We start from the raw sequence: 21,876 nt of genomic DNA, 5'->3' as shown, positions 1-21,876 counted from the left end.
TAACTACGGGGTGAGCGTCTGCTCGAGGGTGACCGAGGCTCCCGACAGCGTGGCTGCCTGGCCAGCGCCGTCCGTGTTGGTGGTGTCCGGCTTGAACGTGATCGTCGTGGTGATATCGCGCGTGCCAGTGCCCGCGGAGACGCTCGCGTTCTGACCACCGGCAGTCGCGACCTCCAGCTTGCTCGCGAGAGCCCCGGAGATTCCGCCGACGGTAGGTGTCAGCGTCGCCTTCAGGTTGGTGCCGACGAGGGTGTAGTTGTACGTGGCGGTGTAGGTGAGTACGTCACCGGGGACAATTTTGTCGCTGGCCGGGTTGAACGTGTTCGCGCCGAGCTTCCATACGCCGGAGCCGGCCGCTTCGCTGATCGTCATCGAGCCGGCATTGACGGTCTGGCTTCCGCCAGCGCCGGTCGACGCGTTCCACGCAGCCATGGTTCCGGCACCACCTGCGAGCAGAACAGCAGCCGCACCTGCGGCGATCGCACCCTTTGTGGTCTTGTTCATCTGGCATTCCTCCTGTGCAGTTCGCGGCGGGACATCCGACGCGCTTGGTTGAGCCCGGGCCGTGCGGATGTGCACTCCGGTGAAACAGCCCCAGGAAGGGGCATGGGAAATGAAGCCGCCGAATTGAATTCGGTGACCGAGAAGGTTGGCGATGCGCGGAGATGGTCGAGATCGCCCCGCGCATCGCGAGGTCTAAGTGGCCGGTTGGGCCGGAGTGGTTATCCGCCGAGGCTGCCGAACAGGTCGAGACTTCCGAGCGAACCGGTGCTACTTCCGAGCGAACCGCTGCTGCTGCCACCTGGATCGGTGGTTTTCGCCGTGACCTTCACCGTCACCGCGGTAGAGGCCGGGCTGGTCCCACCCTCATTTGTCGCAGTGGCGGTGATCGGATGACTGCCGGGCGTGGTGATCGTCAGGTTGCAGCTGAAGTTCCCACTCGTATCCGCGGTGGCGGTGCAGGTGGCGCCGCCTCCGGTCACGGTGACGGTACTGTTCGGCTCTGCCTTGCCGGAGACCTTGACGGGTGTGCCCGACGCTACTTCGGCCGAACCCAGAGTCAAACCGGTCGGCGCGCTGGGAGCAACAACGACGGGCTCGCCCTCCACCAGGACGAGACCCCAGCCGGGGTTGATCTCGTATCCCTGCAAAACTTCGCCGGCAGGGATGCCAATCATGAAACCAGCCATCACGTTGGCGTTCTGTGCGAGAGGCGTTTTCACCAGCTCGATCCGCGTCGACGAATTCGCATTCGGCCCGATCACGAACTGCTGGCCGACCTGGCCGTCGAGCTTGCCCCGCACTGTCGCAGTGCCGCCGCCCGAGACGGACCAGCTCTCACTGAAAAGAGTGAGCGTGGCAGGAAGGTCGCAGACATTACGAACGTTGAAGGCCAACTGCGTGCCCTCGTCACCGGGGATTGGGATGTAGTCGGTTCCACTGGGATCGAAGGCCGCCGGCTTCACCCAGGGTCCACCGTTCTGGGACATCTCCAGGCACTGGTCAGTGATGTCGTCGCCCGGGGCGGCCGCGGCGCTACCAGGTGCAAGCAGCGCACCCGAGGTCGCGAGGAGCAGTGCAGCCGGCAGAGCCGCCAACACAGCAGTGGCGCGCCGGGGGAGACGGGATTCTCGTCCGTCCCCGACCGGGAAAAATCGAGGCATGTGAAGACTCATTTCGTCTGTCCCGTTGCCGGGCATTGGGTGAAGAGATGGCGGAACGAGGTACATCCGCCATCGGTGCCAAACATGTTGCAGAAAGCTTGCGAGCCGAACCGTGACGCTGTGCATGCCCTCGCTCATACATAGCAACCGCTCCGCTTCGGATCAATTTTTATCACACGTATCAGCTTTTGTGGCGGTTTTACTGGTCAAACGTTCAGAAGGAATTTCGACATCCCTCAAGGGCTAATTCTGCACCCTGACCAGTACCGTTAGAAATAGTTAGCTGTGCATCGCAACTATTTACCAAAAAGTGTTCTGCGATCGAACGGGCGATTCATTCCGATCCAAACAAGAACAAGTTCTAGATACTCTTGGTATGTCCGGGAATCCACGAACGAACTCGCCGAGAACAGCGACCCTCGAGCAAACAGAAGGATCGAGCCGTTTCGAGACCCCCGCATTTCGTCCACTAGCGCCACGGACACGGGCGCCATCGATCGCTGCGCCCCGCCGGATCGGCCGGCCAGGACAAACTCTCGCGCGCTCCGAAACCAGCACTCCACCAATAACTTTGTCCGACCATCGAATCGCGACTGCCCGTGCTGCATCCAAAGCTGTGGGCCGGGAAGCAAATTCGCTCCCCGGCCCACGTGCATCTACAGTTGCGAAGCCGGTAAGGAGTTGACTACCGGCACCCAATCCCAAGGTAAAACGACGAGCATCTACGCCCCGAAGACGGTCTCACCTCCGACAACCGTGCGCAGGACCGACAGTTCATTCAAGTCTGTCGATTCGCTGCGCAGCGGATCTCCGTCGAGCACAACAAAATCCGCCAAAAGTCCCACCGCTATCCGACCTTTGTCCGATGACTCACCGGTGAGACGAGCGGCTGCGCTTGTGTAGCCGGCCAGCGCCTCGGACGCGGAAACCCGTTGCTCCGCACCCAGAACATGACCTTCTCGCGTCACACGATGTACGGCGGTGTTCATCGTGAAGAGCGGGTTCACTGGAGTGACAGGGCAGTCGCAATGCAGCGCGTAGGCAAGCCCCGCCGCCACGACCGACGCCACGGGGCTGATCCGCTCGCCGCGACCCGGTCCGAGAAAACGATCGCGGTGCCGGTCACCCCAGTAGTAGACGTGGTTCACGAAGATCGACGCCACCACCCCGAGTTCGACCATCCGCGCGATCTGATCTTCCCGCAACGTCTGAACGTGCTCGAGGCGATGCGAAACTTCGATGTCCGGGTGCGCCGTCCGTGCCGCTGCAATTGCGTCCAATGCAAAATCGATGGCCTGATCACCGTTGGTATGAATCGCAACCTGTCGGCCGGCGGCGTGATGTTCCTCGACGAGTGCCCCGAGCGCACCTGCCGGGATTGCCATTCCGCCGCAGTGGCATCCGCCCAGATCGTGGTACGGCGCGGTCAGCGCAGCGGTGTGCAACTGAATCGACCCGTCCGAAATGAGTTTGACGCCGCCCACACGAACTCGCTCCGTCGAATCGGCGAGTTCACCCAACTGATCGTGAACCCCGTGGCCGAGATAGAGGCGCGCACGCAGCCTCAAGTCACCATCGGCGTCGAGTTGCCGGTACGCCTCGTACATCTCGGCCGTGACGTACATGTCGTGGAAACTCGTCACGCCCACCGACGCCATGACTTCCTGCGCCCGCAGCATCGCGATCTTGGACGCGTCCGGGTTCATATCCGGAACAAGTCCGTGAACCAGAGACATTGCCGGAACCTCGCACAGTTCACCGGTGGGTACACCGTCGCTGTCCCGAACGATGACACCACCCTCCGGATCGACCGTGGTGGCATCGATCCCGGCCTTCTCCAGTGCGACCGAGTTGACATAGATTCCGTGAGCAGACAAGTGCCGCACCAGAATCGGATGATCGGTGGAAGCCTTGTCCAGATCAACCGCGGTCAGGCCTCGATCTTCCGCCACGAGGCTGTCGTCAAAGCCCCACGCTTCGATGGGCTCGCCAACTGGTGTGATCGCGGCCCGCGCGGCCAACGCCGTGATCAACTTCTCGATGGTCGGGCACGTATTCGTCGTTGCGTCGACCCCACTGAGCATCAAACCCCACATCATCGGATGAAGGTGCGTCTCGATGAACCCCGGAACAACCACCGCTCCGGCGAGATCGACAACGGAGGTTTCGGAATCGGTCAGCGCCGAGATCTCGGCGTCAGTTCCGAGGGCGACAAATCTGCCGTCCTTGACTGCCACAGCGGTCGCGTTGTCGCCGACCGCACCGTCCATGGCCCTGATGTCGCCGTTGATGTAGATGTGGTCAGCCGCCGTGGTCATACGCTTGTCTCCATTCGTTTTCCGACAACAGTCGTCGAGGATTTCTTCGCGGGTATCCGCGTCGCCACAACCACTCCGGCCAAAATCATTCCGGCACCTGCAAGTTGGACGAGAGTTGGGGTCTGCGCAAGCATCACCGCGCCGAACAACAGTGCTGACGCCGATTGCAACACGAGGCTGGCGGCGACTGCACTGGCAGGCAGACGCTGACTGGCGCTGGCTACCAGCAGCCACCCGATCACCTGAGATACCAACGCGAGCAGCACAAGCCAGCCTTGAGCTACGAGCGAAGGGGTCAGATCCAAAGTTCCACTCACGAGGCCGTATGCACCTGCCGTGAGGGCAGTGGCTCCCGTCGAGACGAACATCGGCAACGCCGTTCTGCCCGCCGCCCGAGTAGCCAGACCCATGAGGAAGATGTAGACCGCGTACGCGCCTGCGGCGATCACGGCAAACGACACTCCGACAGCAGGATTCGACCCGGTGAGCGTTGTGCTCGTCCCGGCTACCAGAGCAACTCCGACAAAGAGCAACGGAAGGCTGGCGACCAGTTCCCGGCCGATCCGTTGGCGCAGGACAACGTAGCCGAGGATTGCGACGAACAGCACCTGCAAATTCAGGATCACAGTCGAAAGACCTGCCCCGATCGAATGAATCGACTCGTGCCAGAGCACCAGATCGATTCCGAGGAACGCGCCGGCAAGTAGAGACTTCACGATCCAGGGCGCCGAGACCGAAGGCCGGGGTGACCGACGACGCTGAACGAGCACGAGCATGCCGAGAGGGATGAGCGCATAGAGACACCGAAAGAATGCACCCGTCGACGGAGACACTCCTGAGAGTTCGTAGAGCACCGAGGTCAACCCGAGGATGCATGCACCGGTGACGACTACGCGCAGGTCACGACGGCGTAGTTGATCGCCGGACGGCTCGCGTGGCGATACTTCATCACTCATGGTGATAATGTATCACCGACGCGAAGCCTGTCATACAGGGAAGATGCGTGCATGAGAACTCCGGTTACCCGTGAACGCGTGATCGCTGCCGCAGCCGATCTCGTCGACAGCAAAGGCGCCGACGCTCTGGTACTGAGTCAACTCGCCGAGACCCTCGACGTCCGGCAGTCAGCGCTGTACAAACACGTCGACGGGGTCGACGACGTCCACCATCAACTCAGCCTCCTCGCACGCAGCCTTCTCGCCGAACAACTGCGTGCCGCCGCGGTCGGTCTCTCGCGCGACGACGCCGTCATGGCGCTCGCGGACGCATGGCGTGCGTTCGTCCGAGTACACCCCGGGCTCTACGCCATCACCGACCGCTACCCCACTGCTCCGCATCCCGATCTGGTCTCCGCCGTCGGCGAGGTGGTCGACGTCATCAACAAGGTGATCGCGGGATACGGTCTGAGCCCGGATGATTCGGAGCAGGCGGCGTGGTCTCTTCGCAGTGCGCTGCACGGCTTCTGCATCCTCGAATCGGTAGAGGGACAACCGGCCGGCACCGACCCGGATCGGGTGTATCGACGACTGGTCGAACTTCTCTGCGCCGGTATTGCTCGTATGTAGATACCGGCTCCTGTTATCGTCGGATGAAACAACACAGACCAAAAAGGATCAGACATGGTTGGTGAACTCGACATCTCCGGATAAAACCGGGCATGACGGCCACCGGCAGACGCCTCGGAGCGCTGCCGTCGTGGCCCTGTTGTCGTTCACTTACCCGACTCTTCGCGGAGCAGCGTTGCCGCGCCCGCACGACACCTGAGGTCTATTCATGTCCGATACCTACATCGTTTGCTCGAATCTGTCTTTTGCCTGGCCGGACGACACTCCGGTCTTCGACGAATTGTCATTCACCGTGCCCGGCGGCCGAACCGGGCTGGTGGCCCAGAACGGCGTCGGGAAAAGCACTCTGCTCAGATTGATCGCCGGCCAGTTGCGGCCGCGCGCCGGCAGTGTGTCCGTCGACGGCGTTCTCGGATACCTTCCGCAGGACCTGCCACTGACGGGCGATCTGACCATTGCCGAGGTCTTGGGCATCGCCCCGACGCTCGCTGCGTTGGACGCAGTCGAATCCGGGGACACACGAGAAGAACACTTCACGACAATCGGGTCCGACTGGGATATCGAGGAACGAACGCGAGCCCAACTCGGTCGACTCGGTTTGGCCGACATGACGTTCGATCGTCGCCTCGACACTCTGAGCGGCGGGCAGGTCGTCTCGCTCGGACTGGCGGCGCAACTCCTGCGACGCCCCGATGTCCTTCTCCTCGACGAACCCACCAACAACCTCGACCTGGACGCGCGCCGCAGGCTTTACGACGTTCTCGACGACTGGAGTGGTTGTCTGTTGGTGGTCAGTCACGATCGAGGACTACTCGACCGCATGGACCGCATCGCCGAACTTCACAGCGGCGAGATCAGCTTCTACGGTGGCAATTTCACCGACTACGAAGCCGCGGCACGCTCGGCTCGCGAAGTGGCGGAGAAGAACATCCGCAACGCCGAGCAAGAGGTCAAGCGCGAGAAGCGCGAACTGCAGCAGGCCCGAGAACGTGCTTCGCGACGCGCAAGTAACGCTGCCCGCAATCTCGGGAACGCGGGCTTGCCCAAGATCTTTGCGGGGACCATGAAGCGCAATGCTCAGGAGTCGGCAGGCAAGGCCAACGAGACACACCTCGCCCGGGTCGACGCGGCGAAGGACCGACTCGACAAAGCGGGCCGCGCTCTTCGAGACGACCAGACGATTTCACTCGAATTGCCTGGCACACATGTACCCGCCGGCCGGACGGTGTTCCTCGGTGAGCGAATGCAATTCGCGTTCGGTGATCATGCGATCTTCGCCGACTCCGGAATCGACCTGGCCATTCGAGGACCGGAGCGTATCGCGTTGACCGGGCCGAACGGCGTCGGAAAGTCGACGTTGCTACGCATCGTCAACGGGGATGTGGCGCCGACTTCCGGTGAGATCACGCGAGCCGACGGTCGAGTGGCATACCTGTCGCAGAGGCTCGACCTACTGGACCCCGCACGCACCGTCGCAGAGAACTTTGCCTTGTCTGCTCCAGGCCTACCGGCACCGGAACGCATGAACATCCTGGCGCGCTTCCTCTTTCGGGGTGCGGGTGCTCATCTTCCCGTCGCTGCACTCTCGGGCGGTGAACGACTGCGGGCTACATTGGCGTGCGTTCTCTTCGCCGATCCGGCCCCGCAGCTGCTTCTTCTCGACGAGCCGACCAACAACCTCGACTTGGTGAGCGTTGCTCAACTCGAAAGTGCCCTGAATGCATATCAGGGGGCGTTCGTGGTGGTCAGCCACGACGAGAGATTCCTGGCCGAGGTCAAGGTCGAACGCTGGCTCAGGCTCTCGGACGGCCGTTTGACCGAGGTCGCCGCACCGGGCGCAGTGAGCTGACACGAGAAGTGAACAGGCGAAAGGCCTTCACACACGATGTGTGTGAAGGCCTTCGTCTGCACTACTGGTCAAGGCGTCCTGGTGTACACCGGATCGTCGAAGGATCGACGTTGCGTCACCCAGTCCGTGGACAGGATGTTCTCGATCACGTCTTCACGGGATTCGTCGAACACGACAATCCGATCGGCGATTCGCCATTCACCGTGGCGCCTTTCGAACCTGTCGACGTAACGGCATTTGATCGTCGCAAGCGTCTGCACCGTATCCGTACCGGAACGCTCTTGCCGCAGAAAGCACAAACAGTACGACTCGCAATGAGCGACATCGCCGTTGACGTCGATCAGTATGTTGGAAATGCAGTGAATCGACGAGTCGATCGTCTTGTGTCTGAGCTTCATGTCTTCGATCAGCCCGTCGACGGTTCCGATGTAGCCACCGTGGTTGTCTATCGCGTCGTCGAAGTAGCAGAGGGCCACGCTGTCGAAATCCTTCCGATCGACGGCCCGAGCGTAGCGATACAGAACTTCGGTGATTTCTTGCTTGTCAGCGAGGGACACGGTCAGGCTCCTGTTCTACCCGATGATCAATCAACCTGCAGTTCAACACCCTTGGTCTCCTTGATGAAGAAGACCGTGACGAGGGTGATCACCGCACAGAAGACGAAGTATCCAGCCGGAGCGAGAGAGTTGCCGGTCAAGCTGATGAGGTAGGTGGCGATGAAAGGCGCGGTGCCACCGAGGAACATGTTGGTGACGTTGTTACCCAATGCCAGACCGCTGTACCGCACAGATGCTTTCAGCATTTCGACATAGGTCACGTACGAAGCACCGTTGACAACGGAAACGCAGATGAAGAGCACTGACTGACCGACAACCGCCTGCCAGATGCCAGAACCGGCCATCATCATGAACATCGGGATTCCGAGAACCACTGCGGCGGCACTACCGGCGAACAGCACCGGCCGACGCCCGTACTTGTCTGCCATGTATCCCGAGATCGGCAACGTGATGACGCCGAGAACCAGTGCAAGAGAAGTGGAAAGGAAAGCAACGCGCGACGAATGACCGCCGGTGGTCTGCAGGTACGTCGCGGCATACACCGAGGCGATGTAGTAACCGCCGGTGATGAGTGCGCCCAGCAGGATGATCTTGACGACGCTGCCACCGGAGGTGCTGAGCAACTCACGGATGGGAAGCTTCTTGGTCTCACCCTTGTCCTGCAGTTCTTCGAACTGAGGAGTGTCTTCCATCTGGCTGCGGATCCAGATACCGATGCCACCGATCAGCAGGCTGAGCAGGAACGGGATACGCCAAGCCCATTCGAGGATCTGCTCTTGCGAGAACACCGACGTCAGGCCGAGGGCCATGAGCGAAGCTGCCAGCGAACCCAGGTAGGTGCCGGTATTGACCATCGAGGTCTGCGTCGCACGCCACCGTTTGGGAGCGGACTCGGAGACGAACGCGTTGGCGCCGCCGAGTTCACCGCCGGCCGCGAAGCCCTGCAGGCAACGAGCCAGAACCAGGATGGACGTCGCCCACACACCCAACGTGGCGTAAGTCGGCAGCAGGCCCATTCCGGCTGTCGCGAGAACCATCAGGAGGATGGTCCAGGACAGCGCGTTCTTGCGGCCGTACTTGTCGCCGATGTGGCCGAAGAAGATGCCGCCGGGCACGCGTAGGAAGAAGGCCACGGCGAATGCTGCAAAGGTACCGAGCAGTGCTGCGTTCGGGTCATGGGAAACGAAGAACAGCGCGGCGATCGTCGTGGCCATGTATCCGTAGATACCGAAGTCGTAGTACTCGACGACGGTACCGACGATGGCCGCGCGAATTACCTTCGTCGTCGACTGTCGTTCGGTTGCCACGCTGCTGCCCTCGGTGGATTCGGCTCTCGCCATGGTCTCATTCTCTGACATGTTGTTCCCTGCCTGGATTGGATACTGACTGGATTCGGTGCCGCGCAGACGTCGGACGTCAGGAGTGCGCGATGGAATGGACCGGTGCGCTCTCAGCGCTGGTCCTGGTGTAATTCGCCGCATTACGTCCCGCTACGCGGCCCATGGTCAAAGCGTTGGCAACCGCATTGCCGCCGCCCACGTATCTCAGTCCGAGGATTCCGGCGCCGGCCTCACCTGCGGCGTACAGACCCTCGATAGGTACTCCGGTGCTGCCGAGCACGGCGGCATCGGTGTTGATCTCCATTCCCGCATGCGTACAGACGAGCTCTGCCGGAAGGATTTTCGCGGCATAGAACGGAGCTGTCGCAATAGGATCCGGATTGCCGACGGCACCCTTGTTCCGCAACGTGCGATGGCGGAGGAAGTCGTCGTCGTGACCGCTGGGCAGTTGGTCGTTCCATCGACGCAGGGTTTGCGCCAACGTCGCAACCGGAACACCCGTAGCCACTGCGAGGTCTTCGATCGTGTCCGCACGAATCGTGCCACCGGCGGCAACTTCTTCCTCGATGCGTTCGGGATTCCAATCCGCATATCCTGGAGCCAGATTCACGCGAGCGTTCTCGTCGAAGATCATCCAACCGTATCCACCCTGATGGTCGATGATGCCGGTCGAGACCGCGTACGAGCTGTCCTCGTCCATGAAACGACGGCCGTCCTGGTTGACGTAGATCCGCGACTTCGGCGGAAAGCCGGCCTGCCAGTGGTGGAATCGCTGGAAGTAGACGGTGGGCAGCATCAGACCCCAGCCGTCGCCCGCCAGGGAAGCACCGAGGTCTTCGGCAAAACGAAGATGGTCTCCGCGGCTCCCCTCGGCTGCGACGACGAACAAGGCCTCTCCGGCCTTGTTCGCGTCCGGGAAGTGGCGTTCCACCAAACCCGGATCTTGCGCGAATCCACCGGAGGCAACAACGACGGCGCCCGCAGGCACCTCGATGTCGTCGGCGACAACGCCGACAACCCGACCGTCTTCCTCGATCAGCTTCTGCACCCGTGTTCCGAAGATGACCTCGATCCCGTGCTTACGACGAGCCTTGTCCAGCACCTGAATCAGTCCGTATCCCTGGTCCTTGGGCACGTGGCCGCGCCAGACGTCCTCGACGCCGGCTTGGGCGAGTCCCGGCTGGTGAGCGTTACCCGAGATCGTCGCGGGAATCTCGACGCCGAGTCCGATGAGCCATTCCAGTGTCGGACCGGCGTTTTCGCAGAACGCACGAATCAATCCGGGTGAGAGCATCCACTGGTTGAGGTCCATGTAGTGCTGGAAGAACTTCTCTGCCGAGTCGTCGACGCCGAGGCCGGCCTGCACGCTCGTTCCGGCGGCCGTGAAGATGCCGGCCGACAGCGCGGTGGATCCACCGAGTTCGGTTTCGGATTCGAACAGCAGAACGGATGCGCCTTCTTCAGCTGCCGACACCGCAGCGGCGAGACCTGCTCCGCCGCCACCGATGACAACGACGTCCCAGTGTTCGGTCATGAAAGTTCTCCAGTCTCCGCGATGATGCGGTGGTAAAGACCGTTCGACACCAACCCGCCGTCGACAGTGAGTTCCGTACCGGTGGTGTAGGTGGAACTGTTCGAGAGCAGGAACAGCACTGCTTCGGTGATCTCGTCGAGAGTTCCCATGCGTCCGAAGGGAACCGACTTCAGTGACGCGGCGACGAAGTCGTTCGCGCCGCCGAGCAGCGCCGTACCGACCAGTCCCGGGTGCACCGAGTTGACGCGAATCCCCCACTGCGCGAAGTTGCCTGCGGCCGACTTCGACAGACCGGTCAGACCCCACTTGCTCGACGAGTAAGCCGGAGAGAAGTATCCGATCTGACCGGCGATGGACGAGATGTTGACGATCGATCCGCCACCACTCTCGCGCATCAGCGGCGCCACCGCCTTCATACCGTAGAACGGGCCGAAGAGGTTGATCTTCATGGTCAGCTCCCAGATGTCGTTCGGGGTGTCCATGAATTCGAGCCGACGCGAGATACCGGCATTGTTGACCAGTCCGCCGAGTTCCCCACGGGTGGTGCGAATTTCGTCGACAACCCGGTCCCAGGCCTCGGCATCGGTGACGTCGAGAATATGAGCGGATGCCGATCCGCCTGCGGCGACGATGTCGTCGACCACGCCGGATGAATCCGAAACATCGGCAATGCAGACATGCGAACCGCGCGCGGCGAGAGTGCGCGCGTGATGCGCTCCCATCCCGGCAGCACCGCCGGTAACGAGAACGACGCCGGGATATGTCGTGGACTCAGACATGCCGCGAACCACCGTCCACCGCAATGCTGTGCCCGGTGACGTAACGCGCGCTGTCCGAGAGCAGGAACAGCAGCGGGCCGAAGACCTCTTCGGGCGAGCCCAGACGATGCAGCGGTACCGCGTCGAGTGCGTTCGCGAGCGCGATCGGATCTTCCTGGACCCACTTCGTCATCGCCGTGTCGATGTAGCCGGGTGCAATGGAGTTGACCCGAATACCCTTGTCGCCGAACTCCACTGCGAGAGACTCCGTGAGGTGCGCAACGGCAGCTTTCGACGTGCAGTATGCGCCCCTCCCCTTCCGCACACGCAGCGCAGACACCGAAGACATGTTGACGATGGCGCCGCCGGGACCGAGGTGACGTGCCGCCGCCTGCGCACCGTAGAGCACTCCTTCGACATTGACACTCAGCGTTGCGCCGATCTGCTCCGGGGTGATCTCCTCGGCCAGCGCAAACGGGAAGATACCCGCATTGTTGATCCAGAAATCGACCCGGCCGAACTCCTTCAACGCCAACTGTGCAAGCAATTCATGCTCGTCGGGCTTGGTGACGTCGACCCGACCTCCGACGACGCGACCCGGCTTGTCCGCCAGTGCATTCGATTCGAGGTCCGTGTTGATTCGTGCGGCCGTGGCGAGCATCTGCTCTTCGTTGATGTCGGCGCCGACGACATGTACGCCGCGCGTTGCCAGTCCTTCGGCGAACGTCGCACCCATACCCTGAGCCGCGCCGGTCACCACTGCGACCTTGCCTGCCAACTCCGGGTACACCGCCGACATCTGCGTCACAACGGTACGGCCCGGGTTCGTCTGGTCAGAGCTTTCGGTCATGATGTACTTCTCCTACTGAATATTGTTGTGCAAGAAACATTTCGGCACTTCAAGCTTGTTCGGACGCTCGGGGCGCGTCGTCGCGGGAAACGGTGCGGCGGGCGATCTTCCACTCCTCACCGACCCGAACCACGTGATCTGTGACAGTTGTCATCCGCACCAGTCGCGAGTCTCCGCCGCGAGCGGTGGCAACGATCTGCAGGTACCCGTGCACTGTGAGAGCACTCTCGTCCACCGCCTCGACGACGAGATTGGTCAGAACGTGGCGATGCACCTCGTCGGCAGCTTCCGCCGCCGCGAAGAAGCGAGCAGCAAAAGCCGCAAGGTCGTCGAAACCGACCACGGGTTCCGGATAACTGGGGGAATGAAACTCACCGCCATCGGTGAATGTCTGCGCCCAATCCTGCTGGCGCCCAGAGTCTATGCAATGACTCTGGTGGCCGTACAGCTGGTGGATTGCGGCAACGTCCTCCGTTGCCACGACGCTGTAGTTGCTCATGAAGGTTCTCTCCGAACACGCTGCGCTGCATCCACCCGAAGGTTGTGCAGCTTCGTAAAGTGTGCGATAATCGCACACACTGTGCGATATGTTCAAAGCGTAGGTGGCATACCTCACAAACGTCAAGAAAGGGATTTGATGTCAGAGCTGAGCGAGGAACACCGACCGCGCAAAAGTGCAGTTCAAGTGGACTCCAGCATGTCGAAAACGCTGCACCACGGACTCGAGATCCTGGAACTCCTGACGTCCTATCCGCACGGCTTGTCGGTCACCGACATTGCCGACGGAGTGGGAGTCCACCGGACTGTCGCACATCGGTTGATCCGCACGCTCGAGGCTCATCACCTGTGCCGCAAGGACTCCTTCAAGCGCGTCACTCTCGGCGCCGGCCTGGTCACCCTCGCCGAACCGGTGGAACAGGATTTGCGCACTCTCGCTCGCCCGATACTTCAAGAACTTGCCGAGGCCACCGAGGCGACAGCGCACCTGGTGGTCCGCGAGAGCGATACCGAAGTGCGCGCGCTGATGGTGGTCGAACCACGCAGCGCCAAGGTTCACGTCGCGTTTCATCCAGGGCAGGTCGATCCGATCGACCGCGGCTCCGCCGGGCTTTCCATCCTTGCCTCACTCCCGCCGACGAGCGGGGAACGAGAGGAAGTGACGGCGGCACGCGCACGCGGCTACGCAGTGACCGTCGGCGAGGTCATCCCGTCCGTCCTGGGAATCTCGGCGGTGATCCCCGGCCGACGCCGCGACGCCATCTCCAGCCTCGGAATTTCCGTCTTCGACTCCGAGGACCAAGCAGCGCTGGGCACCGAGGTCATGGCAGCGGCAAAGACCCTCGGCAGCATGTTGCGCTGATCCGAACACCAGTCGAGCCCCGGGAATACCCGGGGCTCGACTTTGTTGACTCCGAATGAGATAGTTGAACAATCAACTACCTGACATCAGCTTCACGGATACAAGGAGTACGACATGCCTGCTGTGACAGTCGAGAACATCTTGGCCCTGCCCCGTCTCGACGAGCCGGCAGAGTCAGCAGTCGACCGCCCCGTCAAGAGCATCACCACCGCACCGGTCGGATACGAAGGTGAAGGCTTTCCCGTTCACCGCGCCTTCGCCGGCATCGACCTCTCCGCCCTCGATCCCTTCATCCACATGGACCAGATGGGCGAGGTCAACTACGCACCCGGAGAACCCAAGGGCACACCGTGGCACCCGCACCGCGGCTTCGAAACCGTGACCTACATGATCGACGGCATCATGGAGCACCAGGACTCCAACGGTGGCGGTGGCATTATCGGCGGCGGCGACACCCAGTGGATGACCGCGGGTGGCGGCATCCTCCACATCGAAACTCCGCCGGAGCACCTCGTCCTCAGCGGCGGCCTTTTCCACGGCGTCCAACTGTGGGTCAACCTGCCTCGCGACAACAAGATGGCATCTCCGCGGTACCAGGACATCACCGGTAACAAGGTGGCCCTGCTTTCCTCGCCGGACGGCGGAGCCTTGGTACGCGTCATCGCCGGAGACATCGCCGGCCACGCCGGACCTGGTTCGACGTACACACCGATCGCGCTCTCCCACACGACTGTGGCCCCGGGTGCGAGCCTGACGCTTCCGTGGAACCCCGAGTTCAACGCGATCGTCTACGTGCTCGCCGGCGAAGGCACGGTCGGGGCCGAGCGTCGGCCCATTCGTGTCGGACAGACAGCTGTCTTCGGACGCGGTGACTCCATCACCGTCGCCGCCTCCGATCGCCAGGATTCACGGACCGAATCTCTCGAGGTATTCATCCTCGGCGGCAAACCGATTCGTGAGCCCATCGCGATGGCCGGGCCGTTCGTCATGAACACCAAGTCCGAGGTCATGCAGGCCTTCGAGGACTTCCAGGCCGGACGCCTGGGATCCATCCCGGCGGCACACGAGACGCTGAGCTGACATGTCGTCGGTAGTCGTCCAGCGAGCTGACGAACGTGCGCATCTCAACTACGGCTGGCTCACGGCGCGTCACAGTTTCCCCTTCGCCGGAAACTTCGATCACGCCGCGTACGCGCATGGACTTCTGTTGGTGAACAACGACGACATCATCGAAGCCGACTACGGTTTCGACACTCATCAGCACCGCGACACCGAGATCGTGACGTGGGTGCTCAGCGGATCTCTGGTTCACCAGGATTCCGCTGGGCACTCCGGGGTCATCCATCGCGGACTCGCGCAGAGAATGAGCGCCGGTACCGGAATCCTGCACTCCGAGCGCAACGATCGCTTCCGGGCCGACGGCTCGCGTGTCACCGAGCCCGTTCACCTCGTCCAGATGTGGATACCCCCGGACGAATCCGGAGTGACTCCGAGCTATCAGGAACTCGACATCAACTCCGAACTCGACGGCGGTGGCCTGATCACCCTGGCGTCGGGGATGCCCGCGCATCGCGACCACAGCGCGATCAGCTTGCACAACAAACATGCGGCACTGCATGTTGCTCGCCTCGAGACCGGTGGGTCGGTATCTCTCCCGGATGCGCCGTACGTGCACGGCTTCATCGCCGGTGGCACTGTCGACGTCGAGGGAGTCGGATTGCTCGGTCCGGGAGATTCGTTGCGACTCAAGGATACTGGCGGTCAACGAGTCGAGGGAATCGGCGATGCGGAGATACTCGTGTGGGAGATGCACGCGTCGACGAACTGACGACACCACCGAGTACGCCCAATGTTCGGACTACACAGCAGGTTCGTCGTAGGGTGGATGCCGGTAGTGGCGGATCCCGATTGTGGTGGATCCCGGTGGTACAGAAGGAGGAGCCATGGCATCTGGTCGAGCACAGGCCCCACGGACGACACCGCACATCGATGTGCACCGCTCCGGCGATCGCTTGAAATCCCGCGTCTCCTGGCTGGATTCGAAACATTCGTTCTCGTTCGGACAGCACTACGATCCGGACAACACTCATCACGGATTGCTGCTCGTCAACAACGACGACACCGTACTGGCGGGAACCGGTTTCGACACCCATCCGCACAAGGACATGGAAATCGTGACCTGGGTGCTTCGCGGTTCGCTCGTGCACCAGGATTCCATCGGCCACACCGGCGTCATCTATCCGGGACTCGCCCAGCGCATGAGCGCCGGTACCGGAATCATGCACAGTGAGAAGAACGATTCGTGGCGTATCGGCGGCGAACAGCATTCCGACCCCGTGCATTTCATTCAGATGTGGGTGGTACCGGACGAAGGTGGACTGACCCCCGGTTACGAACAGCTCGAGATCGACGACGAACTGCTGCGCGGCGGTCTGATCCCGGTTGCCTCCGGGATGGAGCGCTACAAGGATCATTCGGCGATTCGCATCAACAACAAGAACGCCGCCATGCATGTCGCACGCATTATGCCGGGCACCTCCGTGAATCTTCCGGGCGCACGGTTCCTGCACGTCTTCGTCGCGCAGGGCACTGCCGAGATGGAGGGCGTCGGCACACTGTACGAGGGCGATGCTGTCCGGTTGAGCGATTCGGGTGGCCAGCAGCTGACCTCCGACGCCGGGGCCGAAGTCCTCGTCTGGGAGATGCATTCACGTATCGGTGGTTGAGACCCGGTCTCGGCAGGACTCGGCGCGCTGGAGATACTCGACGGATGAGCATCGACAACTCCGCCGCGCCCGTCAAGAAGCTTGACCCACTCAACACATTGATGGGTGTGCGCGCCGTTTCGGTCGAGCCCGGGGACCTGGCCTTCGCGCAGGCCGTCGGCGAGCGATTCCACGATCACCGTGGCAAGACCGTGCTCGGTTCCATCGGAGTCATGATCGACGGTGCCATGGGTGGCGCGGTGTACTCGGGACTGACCTCGGGCCATCAGTCCGTGCTCGCGCAGGTCACGGTCAGTGCGGGCGCCGACATCCCCGACATCGCGGACGTCGGTGCCACCGGAACACTCGTGCATCTCGACGACGGCGTCGGACTCGCATCCGGGCAACTTCGCGACGAGAACGGCACCCTTCTGGCAGTGATGGCTGGTCGCGCCATGGTGGTCTCGCGTCCCCCCGTCGTGGGAATCGACGACTACGTAGAGGGCGAGCCGCTGCCCGTCCCGACGCCGGAGAAGACAAGCAACCTGAGCGGGTTGTCCGGGTCCGACGTCGTCGAAGGAATCCGCGACGGCAAACTCGAACGCGGTCCACTCGCCGGACTCCTCGATCTTGCTGTCGTCGACGTGACCCCGGGTTCCGTCGTCGGTGAGTTCGCACCCGTGGCCTGGATGGCCAACCCGTTGGGCGCCGTTCAGGGCGGTGTCCTCATCTCGGCAGTCGACGCCATCACTGGCCTGTCTGCCCAGACCCTGACCAGCGTCGACCAGGACTATCGCGTCCTCGACCACAAGATCGACTTCCTGCGCTCACCCGACATCGGCGGGCCGGTCTTACGCGCCGAGGCCTCCGTGATTCGTGCCGGGCGCAGGCTCGCGCTGATCGAAACGCGCATCGTCGACGCCGGCGGACAGGTCTACGTACGGGCCACCTCGAGCATCCAGATGCTCTCCCAGCAAGTTCACAGCGGATAACCAGTTCCGCACCAGGTCGCCCGTCCACCATTGAGACAACAGCCCACACAATGGAGGTACAGCGGCGTGAACAAAGACATCGAAGCGAGCAGGCTGCGCGTGAGCCGTCGGCGGGCTCTCGCCCTCGGCGGAACCATCAGTCTCGGCGGGCTCATCGCAGCGTGCTCCGGCAACAGTGGCACCGCCACGACGACTTCGGCTGCGACTGCGTCGACGACAACGACTTCCGGCGCTTCCGCCGCGGCCACGTCCGGCGACGCTGTCACCGCACTTCTGGCCAAAGCACCGCAGTGTGTCATGAGCAAGGAAGAGACACAGGGCCCCTACTGGTTCGACGTCGACTCCATTCGCGGCGACATCCGCGAAGACCGTCCGGGCACCACACTGCAGGTGGCAATGCGCGTGCAGGACAACAGCCAGTGCAACGTCGACGGCAGCATCGGCGCGGTCAGTAACGCCGTCGTCGAGATCTGGCACTGCGACGCCGGCGGCGTGTACTCCGGCTTCGAATCCGGTTCGCTGAGCGCCAACGGCGGCGGCGGTGGCGGAACTCCCCCGGCCGGCGGGATGGGTGAACCTCCGTCAGGTGCACCCGGAGGCGGAATGGGCGAACCACCGTCAGGCGCCCCCGGCGGAATGGGCGGCGGCATGGGAGGGTCCGGTGAGACCTCCGACGGTTCGTACAGCGTCGGCGACACCGAAGCCACCACCACCGACGACGGCACCTACCTGCGCGGCGCCCAGACCACCGATGCAAACGGCATCGCGCAGTTCACCACGATCTTTCCCGGCTGGTACATGGGCCGCACCACCCACATCCACGTCAAGGTTCACATCGACAAGAAGACGGTCCTCACGTCGCAGACCTTCTTCGACGAGACCCTTCTCGACGAGGTGTACTCGCAGTCCCCGTACAGCGAGCACACCGGTCGTGAGAACAACACGAACAACGCCAGTGACGGCATCTACGACGACACCGGCCTCATGACCGTCGAAAAGCAGTCGGACGGGTCCTACCTCGCCGTCATCAACCTGGGTATCGACGCCTGAGGTAGGAGCCCGGTCAGCTGCCGACGTATGCCGCGAGGTGCTTTCCGGTGAGTGTGGAGCCGTCGGCGACGAGCTCCTCGGGAGTGCCCTCGAAGACGATCCGACCGCCGTCGTGACCGGCACCAGGTCCGAGGTCGATGATCCAGTCTGCGTGTGCCATCACCGCTTGGTGGTGCTCGATCACGATGACTGACTTACCGGAATCGACCAGTCGATCGAGCAGGCCGAGCAACTGCTCGACGTCGGCCAGGTGCAGTCCGGTGGTCGGCTCGTCGAGGACGTACACGCCGCCCTTCTCGCCCAGGTGAGTTGCCAGCTTGATTCGCTGGCGCTCACCGCCCGACAGCGTCGTCAACGGCTGGCCGATCGTGAGGTATCCGAGCCCCACGTCGACCAGTCGGACGAGGATCTTGTGCGCAGCGAGGGTCTTGGCCTCACCGTCGCCGAAGAACTCCTCGGCCTCGGCCACCGACATCGTGAGAACCTCGTTGATGTCCTTGCCACCGAATTTGTATTCGAGTACCTCGGCTTGGAAGCGCTTGCCCTCGCACTCCTCGCAGAGAGTGGCAACGCCGGCCATCATCGCCAGGTCGCTGTAGATGACGCCGTTGCCGTTGCACGTCGGGCAGGCGCCCTCGGAGTTGGCACTGAACAGCGCCGGCTTCACGCCGTTGGCCTTCGCGAATGCCTTGCGGATCGGGTCGAGCAGCCCCGTGTAAGTCGCCGGGTTGCTCCGACGCGAGCCGCGGATCGCACTCTGATCGACCGACACCACGTCTTCGCGTTTCGCGAGTGAGCCGTGGATCAGCGAACTCTTGCCCGACCCTGCCACACCGGTCACCACGACCAGTACGCCGAGCGGTACGTCGACGTCTACATCTTGGAGGTTGTGTGAGTTCGCTCCACGAATCTCGATTGCTCCGGTGGACTCCCGCACGGTCTCTTTGATTGCGGCCCGGTCGTCGAAGTGACGGCCGGTTACGGTGTCGCTGGCACGAAGGCCCTCGACGGTGCCCTCGAAGCAGACGTTTCCGCCGGCGCTACCCGCACCCGGACCGAGGTCGACGATGTGGTCGGCGATCACGATCGTCTCCGGCTTGTGCTCGACCACGAGCACGGTGTTGCCTTTGTCGCGCAGGCGCAGCAGTAGGTCGTTCATCCTCGCGATGTCGTGGGGATGCAGGCCGGTGGTGGGCTCGTCGAATACATACGTGATGTCGGTGAGCGAGGAACCCAGGTGACGAATCATCTTGGTGCGCTGAGCTTCACCGCCGGAGAGGGTTCCCGACGGCCGATCGAGACTGAGGTAGCCGAGTCCGATCTCCACGAACGAGTCGAGCGTTTCACCGAGCGTCGTGAGCAACGGCGCGACCGAAGGCTCCTTCAGTCCGCTGACCCATTCCGCGAGATCGCTGATCTGCATCGAGCAGGCGTCGGCGATGTTGACGCCCTTGATCTTCGACGACCGCGCCCCCTCGCTCAGTCGCGTCCCGTCGCATTCGGGGCAGGTGGTGAACGTGATCGCCCGCTCGACGAAAGCCCGGATGTGGGGCTGCATCGCGTCGACGTCCTTGGCCAGGAACGACTTCTGAATCTGCGGAATCAGACCCGTGTACGTCAGGTTGATGCCTTCGACCTTGATCTTGGTCGGCTCTTTGTAGAGCAGATCGTTCAGTTCCTTCTTGGTGTACTTCTTGATCGGCTTGTCGGGATCGAAGAAACCGCAGCCGCGGTAGATCCGGCCGTACCAACCCTCCATGCTGTAGCCGGGGACCGTGATCGCACTCTCGTTGAGCGACTTGGTGTCGTCGTACAACGCGGTCAGATCGAAATCGTTGACCGCCCCTCGTCCCTCACACCGCGGACACATGCCGCCGGTGATCTTGAAGCTGCGACGCTCTTTCGTCTGACGTCCGCCGCGTTCCATCGTGACCGCGCCTGCTCCGGAGATCGAGGCCACGTTGAACGAAAACGCCTGAGGCGAACCGATGTGAGGCTTTCCGAGACGGCTGAACAGGATGCGGAGCATCGCGTTGGCGTCGGTGGCGGTTCCGACGGTCGAGCGCGGGTCGACTCCCATCCGCTGCTGATCGACGATGATCGCGGTGGTCAGGCCGTCGAGAACATCGACGTCCGGCCGCGCGAGCGTCGGCATGAATCCTTGAACGAAAGCGCTGTAGGTCTCGTTGATCATCCGCTGCGATTCCGCGGCGATCGTACTGAACACCAGCGAACTCTTCCCCGAACCGGAGACGCCGGTGAATTCCGTCAGCCTCCGCTTCGGGATCTCGACACTGATGTCTTCGAGGTTGTTCACCCGCGCGCCTTGCACGCGGATCAAATCGTGGCTGTCTGCGGTGTGCAAGGCAGTCATCGTGTCTCCATCTGTCAGTCGATCGCCGACGGTCTCAGCGCAGTTGACGGGCTCAGCGCAGTTCTTGAATACGGATCAGGTTTCCCGCTGGGTCCCGGACGGCGCAATCGCGAACGCCGTACGGCTGCTCGGTCGGTTCCTGGACGACGTCGATGTCGCCGGCCTGAAGCCGCTCGAACGTGTCGTCCAGATCTTTGGTGGCCAGGAGAAGTCCGCCGTAGGTGCCCTTGGCCATCATCTCGATGATGGTGCGGCGCTCCTCGTCGGTGATTCCGGGATCGACGGCCGGCGGATGCAGCACGATGGAGGTGCCGGGCTGGCCGGGCGGCCCCACCGTGATCCAACGCATCCCGTCGTAGCCGACGTCGTTGCGAACCTCGAAGCCGAGCGTGTCGCGATAGAAGTTCAGGGCGGCTTCAGGGTCGTCCTGCGGAAGGAAACTCGAGTGAATGGTGATGTCCATGGCGATCACGTTAATTGCGGCTGCGCGGTCTGCGCTTCTCGATTCCTGATCGGTCTGGTGACTTGTTTGGACACGCAGGACGGCATTCCTGCCGTCGACTGCTCGGCCTCACGCCGATAGACACTGGGCGGAACCCCCACCAATTCGGTGAACTTGCTGCTGAAAGTGCCGAGAGAGCTGCAACCGACCTCGAAGCAGACGTCCGTGACACTGAGGTCTCCGCGCCGCAGTAACGCCATCGCTCGCTCGATTCGCCTGGTCATCAGGTAGGCGTACGGCGGTTCTCCGTATGCCTGACGGAATTGGCGACTGAGATGCCCCGCAGACATGTTCACTCCCCGCGCGAGCGCCTCCACGTCCAGAGGCCGCGCGTACTCCCGGTCGATACGGTCTCGCACACGTCGCAGTCGCGCGAGGTCCTGCAGGTGCGGATCTGCGGCAGGTCTGCTGGTCACGTATTCGATCGTGCCATGCCATACCGACGTTGCCCAGCACAA

21 protein-coding genes are annotated in these 21,876 nt (G+C 62.4%); 8 read left to right on the top strand and 13 right to left on the bottom strand.

Annotated features, from left to right (window positions below; all coding sequences use genetic code 11):
• Nucleotides 1–3: 3 nt before the first annotated feature.
• The 4 genes from ATN37_RS26755 to ATN37_RS26740 all read right to left on the bottom strand — a co-directional run bounded on the left by ATN37_RS26755 (nt 4) and on the right by ATN37_RS26740 (nt 4,938).
• Nucleotides 4–504, bottom strand: coding sequence for an alternate-type signal peptide domain-containing protein (locus tag ATN37_RS26755; RefSeq protein ID WP_003939763.1), 501 nt, complete (start codon nt 502–504; stop codon nt 4–6).
• Nucleotides 505–722: 218 nt separating this feature from the next.
• Entirely contained in the window at nt 723–1,664 is a 942-nt protein-coding gene (locus ATN37_RS26750; RefSeq protein WP_081558862.1) for an Ig-like domain-containing protein, read from the bottom strand.
• A gap of 722 nt (nt 1,665–2,386) precedes the next feature.
• A complete protein-coding gene (locus tag ATN37_RS26745) occupies nt 2,387–3,982 on the bottom strand; it encodes an amidohydrolase (protein ID WP_081558399.1) in 1,596 nt (531 codons plus the stop codon).
• Nucleotides 3,979–4,938 carry a DMT family transporter gene (locus tag ATN37_RS26740; protein WP_058226217.1) on the bottom strand — a complete coding sequence of 320 codons (960 nt, stop codon included), beginning with the start codon at nt 4,936–4,938 and terminating at the stop codon, nt 3,979–3,981. The genes ATN37_RS26745 and ATN37_RS26740 overlap by 4 nt, the downstream gene beginning before the upstream one ends.
• 51 nt (nt 4,939–4,989) lie before the next feature.
• Between ATN37_RS26740 and ATN37_RS26735 the strand changes: the two genes are divergently transcribed.
• Both ATN37_RS26735 and ATN37_RS26730 read left to right on the top strand, forming a co-directional pair.
• The gene (locus ATN37_RS26735) at nt 4,990–5,547 is read left to right on the top strand and encodes a TetR/AcrR family transcriptional regulator (RefSeq protein ID WP_021332048.1); all 558 of its coding nucleotides are present in this window, start codon (nt 4,990–4,992) and stop codon (nt 5,545–5,547) included.
• Nucleotides 5,548–5,755: 208 nt separating this feature from the next.
• Nucleotides 5,756–7,396 carry an ABC-F family ATP-binding cassette domain-containing protein gene (locus ATN37_RS26730; RefSeq protein ID WP_007731426.1) on the top strand — a complete coding sequence of 547 codons (1,641 nt, stop codon included), beginning with the start codon at nt 5,756–5,758 and terminating at the stop codon, nt 7,394–7,396.
• Nucleotides 7,397–7,464: 68 nt separating this feature from the next.
• Here ATN37_RS26730 and ATN37_RS26725 read toward each other — a convergent pair whose 3' ends face one another.
• The 6 genes from ATN37_RS26725 to ATN37_RS26700 form a co-directional block, all read right to left on the bottom strand.
• Nucleotides 7,465–7,953 carry a nuclear transport factor 2 family protein gene (locus tag ATN37_RS26725; protein ID WP_007731425.1) on the bottom strand — a complete coding sequence of 163 codons (489 nt, stop codon included), beginning with the start codon at nt 7,951–7,953 and terminating at the stop codon, nt 7,465–7,467.
• Between the two features lie 26 nt (nt 7,954–7,979).
• Nucleotides 7,980–9,293 carry an MFS transporter gene (locus tag ATN37_RS26720; protein ID WP_007731424.1) on the bottom strand — a complete coding sequence of 438 codons (1,314 nt, stop codon included), beginning with the start codon at nt 9,291–9,293 and terminating at the stop codon, nt 7,980–7,982.
• 76 nt (nt 9,294–9,369) lie between these two features.
• Nucleotides 9,370–10,827, bottom strand: coding sequence for an FAD-dependent oxidoreductase (locus ATN37_RS26715; protein WP_050654819.1), 1,458 nt, complete (start codon nt 10,825–10,827; stop codon nt 9,370–9,372).
• Nucleotides 10,824–11,606 (bottom strand): SDR family NAD(P)-dependent oxidoreductase, encoded by a 783-nt coding sequence (locus tag ATN37_RS26710; protein ID WP_064073463.1) that lies wholly within the window; start codon nt 11,604–11,606, stop codon nt 10,824–10,826. Before ATN37_RS26710 ends, ATN37_RS26715 begins: the two co-directional genes overlap by 4 nt.
• Entirely contained in the window at nt 11,599–12,435 is an 837-nt protein-coding gene (locus ATN37_RS26705; protein WP_064073464.1) for an SDR family NAD(P)-dependent oxidoreductase, read from the bottom strand. Before ATN37_RS26705 ends, ATN37_RS26710 begins: the two co-directional genes overlap by 8 nt.
• A 49-nt stretch (nt 12,436–12,484) precedes the next feature.
• Entirely contained in the window at nt 12,485–12,934 is a 450-nt protein-coding gene (locus tag ATN37_RS26700) for a nuclear transport factor 2 family protein (protein ID WP_007731417.1), read from the bottom strand.
• A 138-nt stretch (nt 12,935–13,072) separates the two neighbouring features.
• Here ATN37_RS26700 and ATN37_RS26695 point away from each other — a divergent pair, with 138 nt between their 5' ends.
• From ATN37_RS26695 to ATN37_RS26670, 6 genes are all read left to right on the top strand, one after another.
• On the top strand, nt 13,073–13,795 hold the full coding sequence (locus tag ATN37_RS26695) for an IclR family transcriptional regulator (protein WP_218695827.1): 723 nt from the start codon (nt 13,073–13,075) through the stop codon (nt 13,793–13,795).
• A 114-nt stretch (nt 13,796–13,909) separates the two neighbouring features.
• Nucleotides 13,910–14,875: a pirin family protein gene (locus ATN37_RS26690; RefSeq protein WP_007731415.1), complete on the top strand. Its 966-nt coding sequence runs from the start codon at nt 13,910–13,912 to the stop codon at nt 14,873–14,875.
• Between the two features lies 1 nt (nt 14,876).
• Nucleotides 14,877–15,623, top strand: coding sequence for a pirin family protein (locus ATN37_RS26685; RefSeq protein WP_003939960.1), 747 nt, complete (start codon nt 14,877–14,879; stop codon nt 15,621–15,623).
• A gap of 115 nt (nt 15,624–15,738) precedes the next feature.
• Nucleotides 15,739–16,521 (top strand): pirin-like bicupin family protein, encoded by a 783-nt coding sequence (locus ATN37_RS26680; protein ID WP_218695826.1) that lies wholly within the window; start codon nt 15,739–15,741, stop codon nt 16,519–16,521.
• Nucleotides 16,522–16,565: 44 nt separating this feature from the next.
• Complete coding sequence (locus ATN37_RS26675; protein ID WP_058037708.1) at nt 16,566–17,492, top strand: PaaI family thioesterase; 927 nt, start codon at nt 16,566–16,568, stop codon at nt 17,490–17,492.
• A 66-nt stretch (nt 17,493–17,558) separates the two neighbouring features.
• A complete protein-coding gene (locus ATN37_RS26670; protein WP_218695825.1) occupies nt 17,559–18,542 on the top strand; it encodes an intradiol ring-cleavage dioxygenase in 984 nt (327 codons plus the stop codon).
• 13 nt (nt 18,543–18,555) lie between these two features.
• On the opposite strand, the gene ATN37_RS26665 is transcribed toward ATN37_RS26670, so the two are convergent.
• From ATN37_RS26665 to ATN37_RS26655, 3 genes are read right to left on the bottom strand one after another with little or no spacing between them, the layout of a single operon-like run.
• The gene (locus ATN37_RS26665) at nt 18,556–20,916 is read right to left on the bottom strand and encodes an excinuclease ABC subunit UvrA (RefSeq protein ID WP_218695824.1); all 2,361 of its coding nucleotides are present in this window, start codon (nt 20,914–20,916) and stop codon (nt 18,556–18,558) included.
• Between the two features lie 52 nt (nt 20,917–20,968).
• Complete coding sequence (locus ATN37_RS26660) at nt 20,969–21,379, bottom strand: VOC family protein (protein ID WP_003940539.1); 411 nt, start codon at nt 21,377–21,379, stop codon at nt 20,969–20,971.
• 5 nt (nt 21,380–21,384) lie between these two features.
• The gene (locus ATN37_RS26655; RefSeq protein ID WP_030535180.1) at nt 21,385–21,834 is read right to left on the bottom strand and encodes a helix-turn-helix transcriptional regulator; all 450 of its coding nucleotides are present in this window, start codon (nt 21,832–21,834) and stop codon (nt 21,385–21,387) included.
• Nucleotides 21,835–21,876 lie beyond the last annotated feature (42 nt).

The organism is Rhodococcus sp. MH15 (genome assembly GCF_019266045.1).
GTDB lineage: Bacteria > Actinomycetota > Actinomycetes > Mycobacteriales > Mycobacteriaceae > Rhodococcus_F > Rhodococcus_F qingshengii.
The sequence above is the reverse complement of the archived record's forward strand: the minus strand, read 5'-3'. Positions and strand labels throughout refer to the sequence as shown.

Bases quoted from the DNA above. Each gene is read 5' to 3' on its own strand.
- ATN37_RS26755 (WP_003939763.1), bottom strand. From the start codon at position 504: ATGAACAAGACCACAAAGGGTGCGATCGCCGCAGGTGCGGCTGCTGTT.
- ATN37_RS26750 (WP_081558862.1), bottom strand. From the start codon at position 1,664: ATGCCTCGATTTTTCCCGGTCGGGGACGGACGAGAATCCCGTCTCCCC.
- ATN37_RS26745 (WP_081558399.1), bottom strand. From the start codon at position 3,982: ATGACCACGGCGGCTGACCACATCTACATCAACGGCGACATCAGGGCC.
- ATN37_RS26740 (WP_058226217.1), bottom strand. From the start codon at position 4,938: ATGAGTGATGAAGTATCGCCACGCGAGCCGTCCGGCGATCAACTACGC.
- ATN37_RS26735 (WP_021332048.1), top strand. From the start codon at position 4,990: ATGAGAACTCCGGTTACCCGTGAACGCGTGATCGCTGCCGCAGCCGAT.
- ATN37_RS26730 (WP_007731426.1), top strand. From the start codon at position 5,756: ATGTCCGATACCTACATCGTTTGCTCGAATCTGTCTTTTGCCTGGCCG.
- ATN37_RS26720 (WP_007731424.1), bottom strand. From the start codon at position 9,293: ATGGCGAGAGCCGAATCCACCGAGGGCAGCAGCGTGGCAACCGAACGA.
- ATN37_RS26715 (WP_050654819.1), bottom strand. From the start codon at position 10,827: ATGACCGAACACTGGGACGTCGTTGTCATCGGTGGCGGCGGAGCAGGT.
- ATN37_RS26710 (WP_064073463.1), bottom strand. From the start codon at position 11,606: ATGTCTGAGTCCACGACATATCCCGGCGTCGTTCTCGTTACCGGCGGT.
- ATN37_RS26705 (WP_064073464.1), bottom strand. From the start codon at position 12,435: ATGACCGAAAGCTCTGACCAGACGAACCCGGGCCGTACCGTTGTGACG.
- ATN37_RS26700 (WP_007731417.1), bottom strand. From the start codon at position 12,934: ATGAGCAACTACAGCGTCGTGGCAACGGAGGACGTTGCCGCAATCCAC.
- ATN37_RS26695 (WP_218695827.1), top strand. From the start codon at position 13,073: ATGTCAGAGCTGAGCGAGGAACACCGACCGCGCAAAAGTGCAGTTCAA.
- ATN37_RS26690 (WP_007731415.1), top strand. From the start codon at position 13,910: ATGCCTGCTGTGACAGTCGAGAACATCTTGGCCCTGCCCCGTCTCGAC.
- ATN37_RS26685 (WP_003939960.1), top strand. From the start codon at position 14,877: ATGTCGTCGGTAGTCGTCCAGCGAGCTGACGAACGTGCGCATCTCAAC.
- ATN37_RS26680 (WP_218695826.1), top strand. From the start codon at position 15,739: ATGGCATCTGGTCGAGCACAGGCCCCACGGACGACACCGCACATCGAT.
- ATN37_RS26675 (WP_058037708.1), top strand. From the start codon at position 16,566: ATGAGCATCGACAACTCCGCCGCGCCCGTCAAGAAGCTTGACCCACTC.
- ATN37_RS26665 (WP_218695824.1), bottom strand. From the start codon at position 20,916: ATGACTGCCTTGCACACCGCAGACAGCCACGATTTGATCCGCGTGCAA.
- ATN37_RS26660 (WP_003940539.1), bottom strand. From the start codon at position 21,379: ATGGACATCACCATTCACTCGAGTTTCCTTCCGCAGGACGACCCTGAA.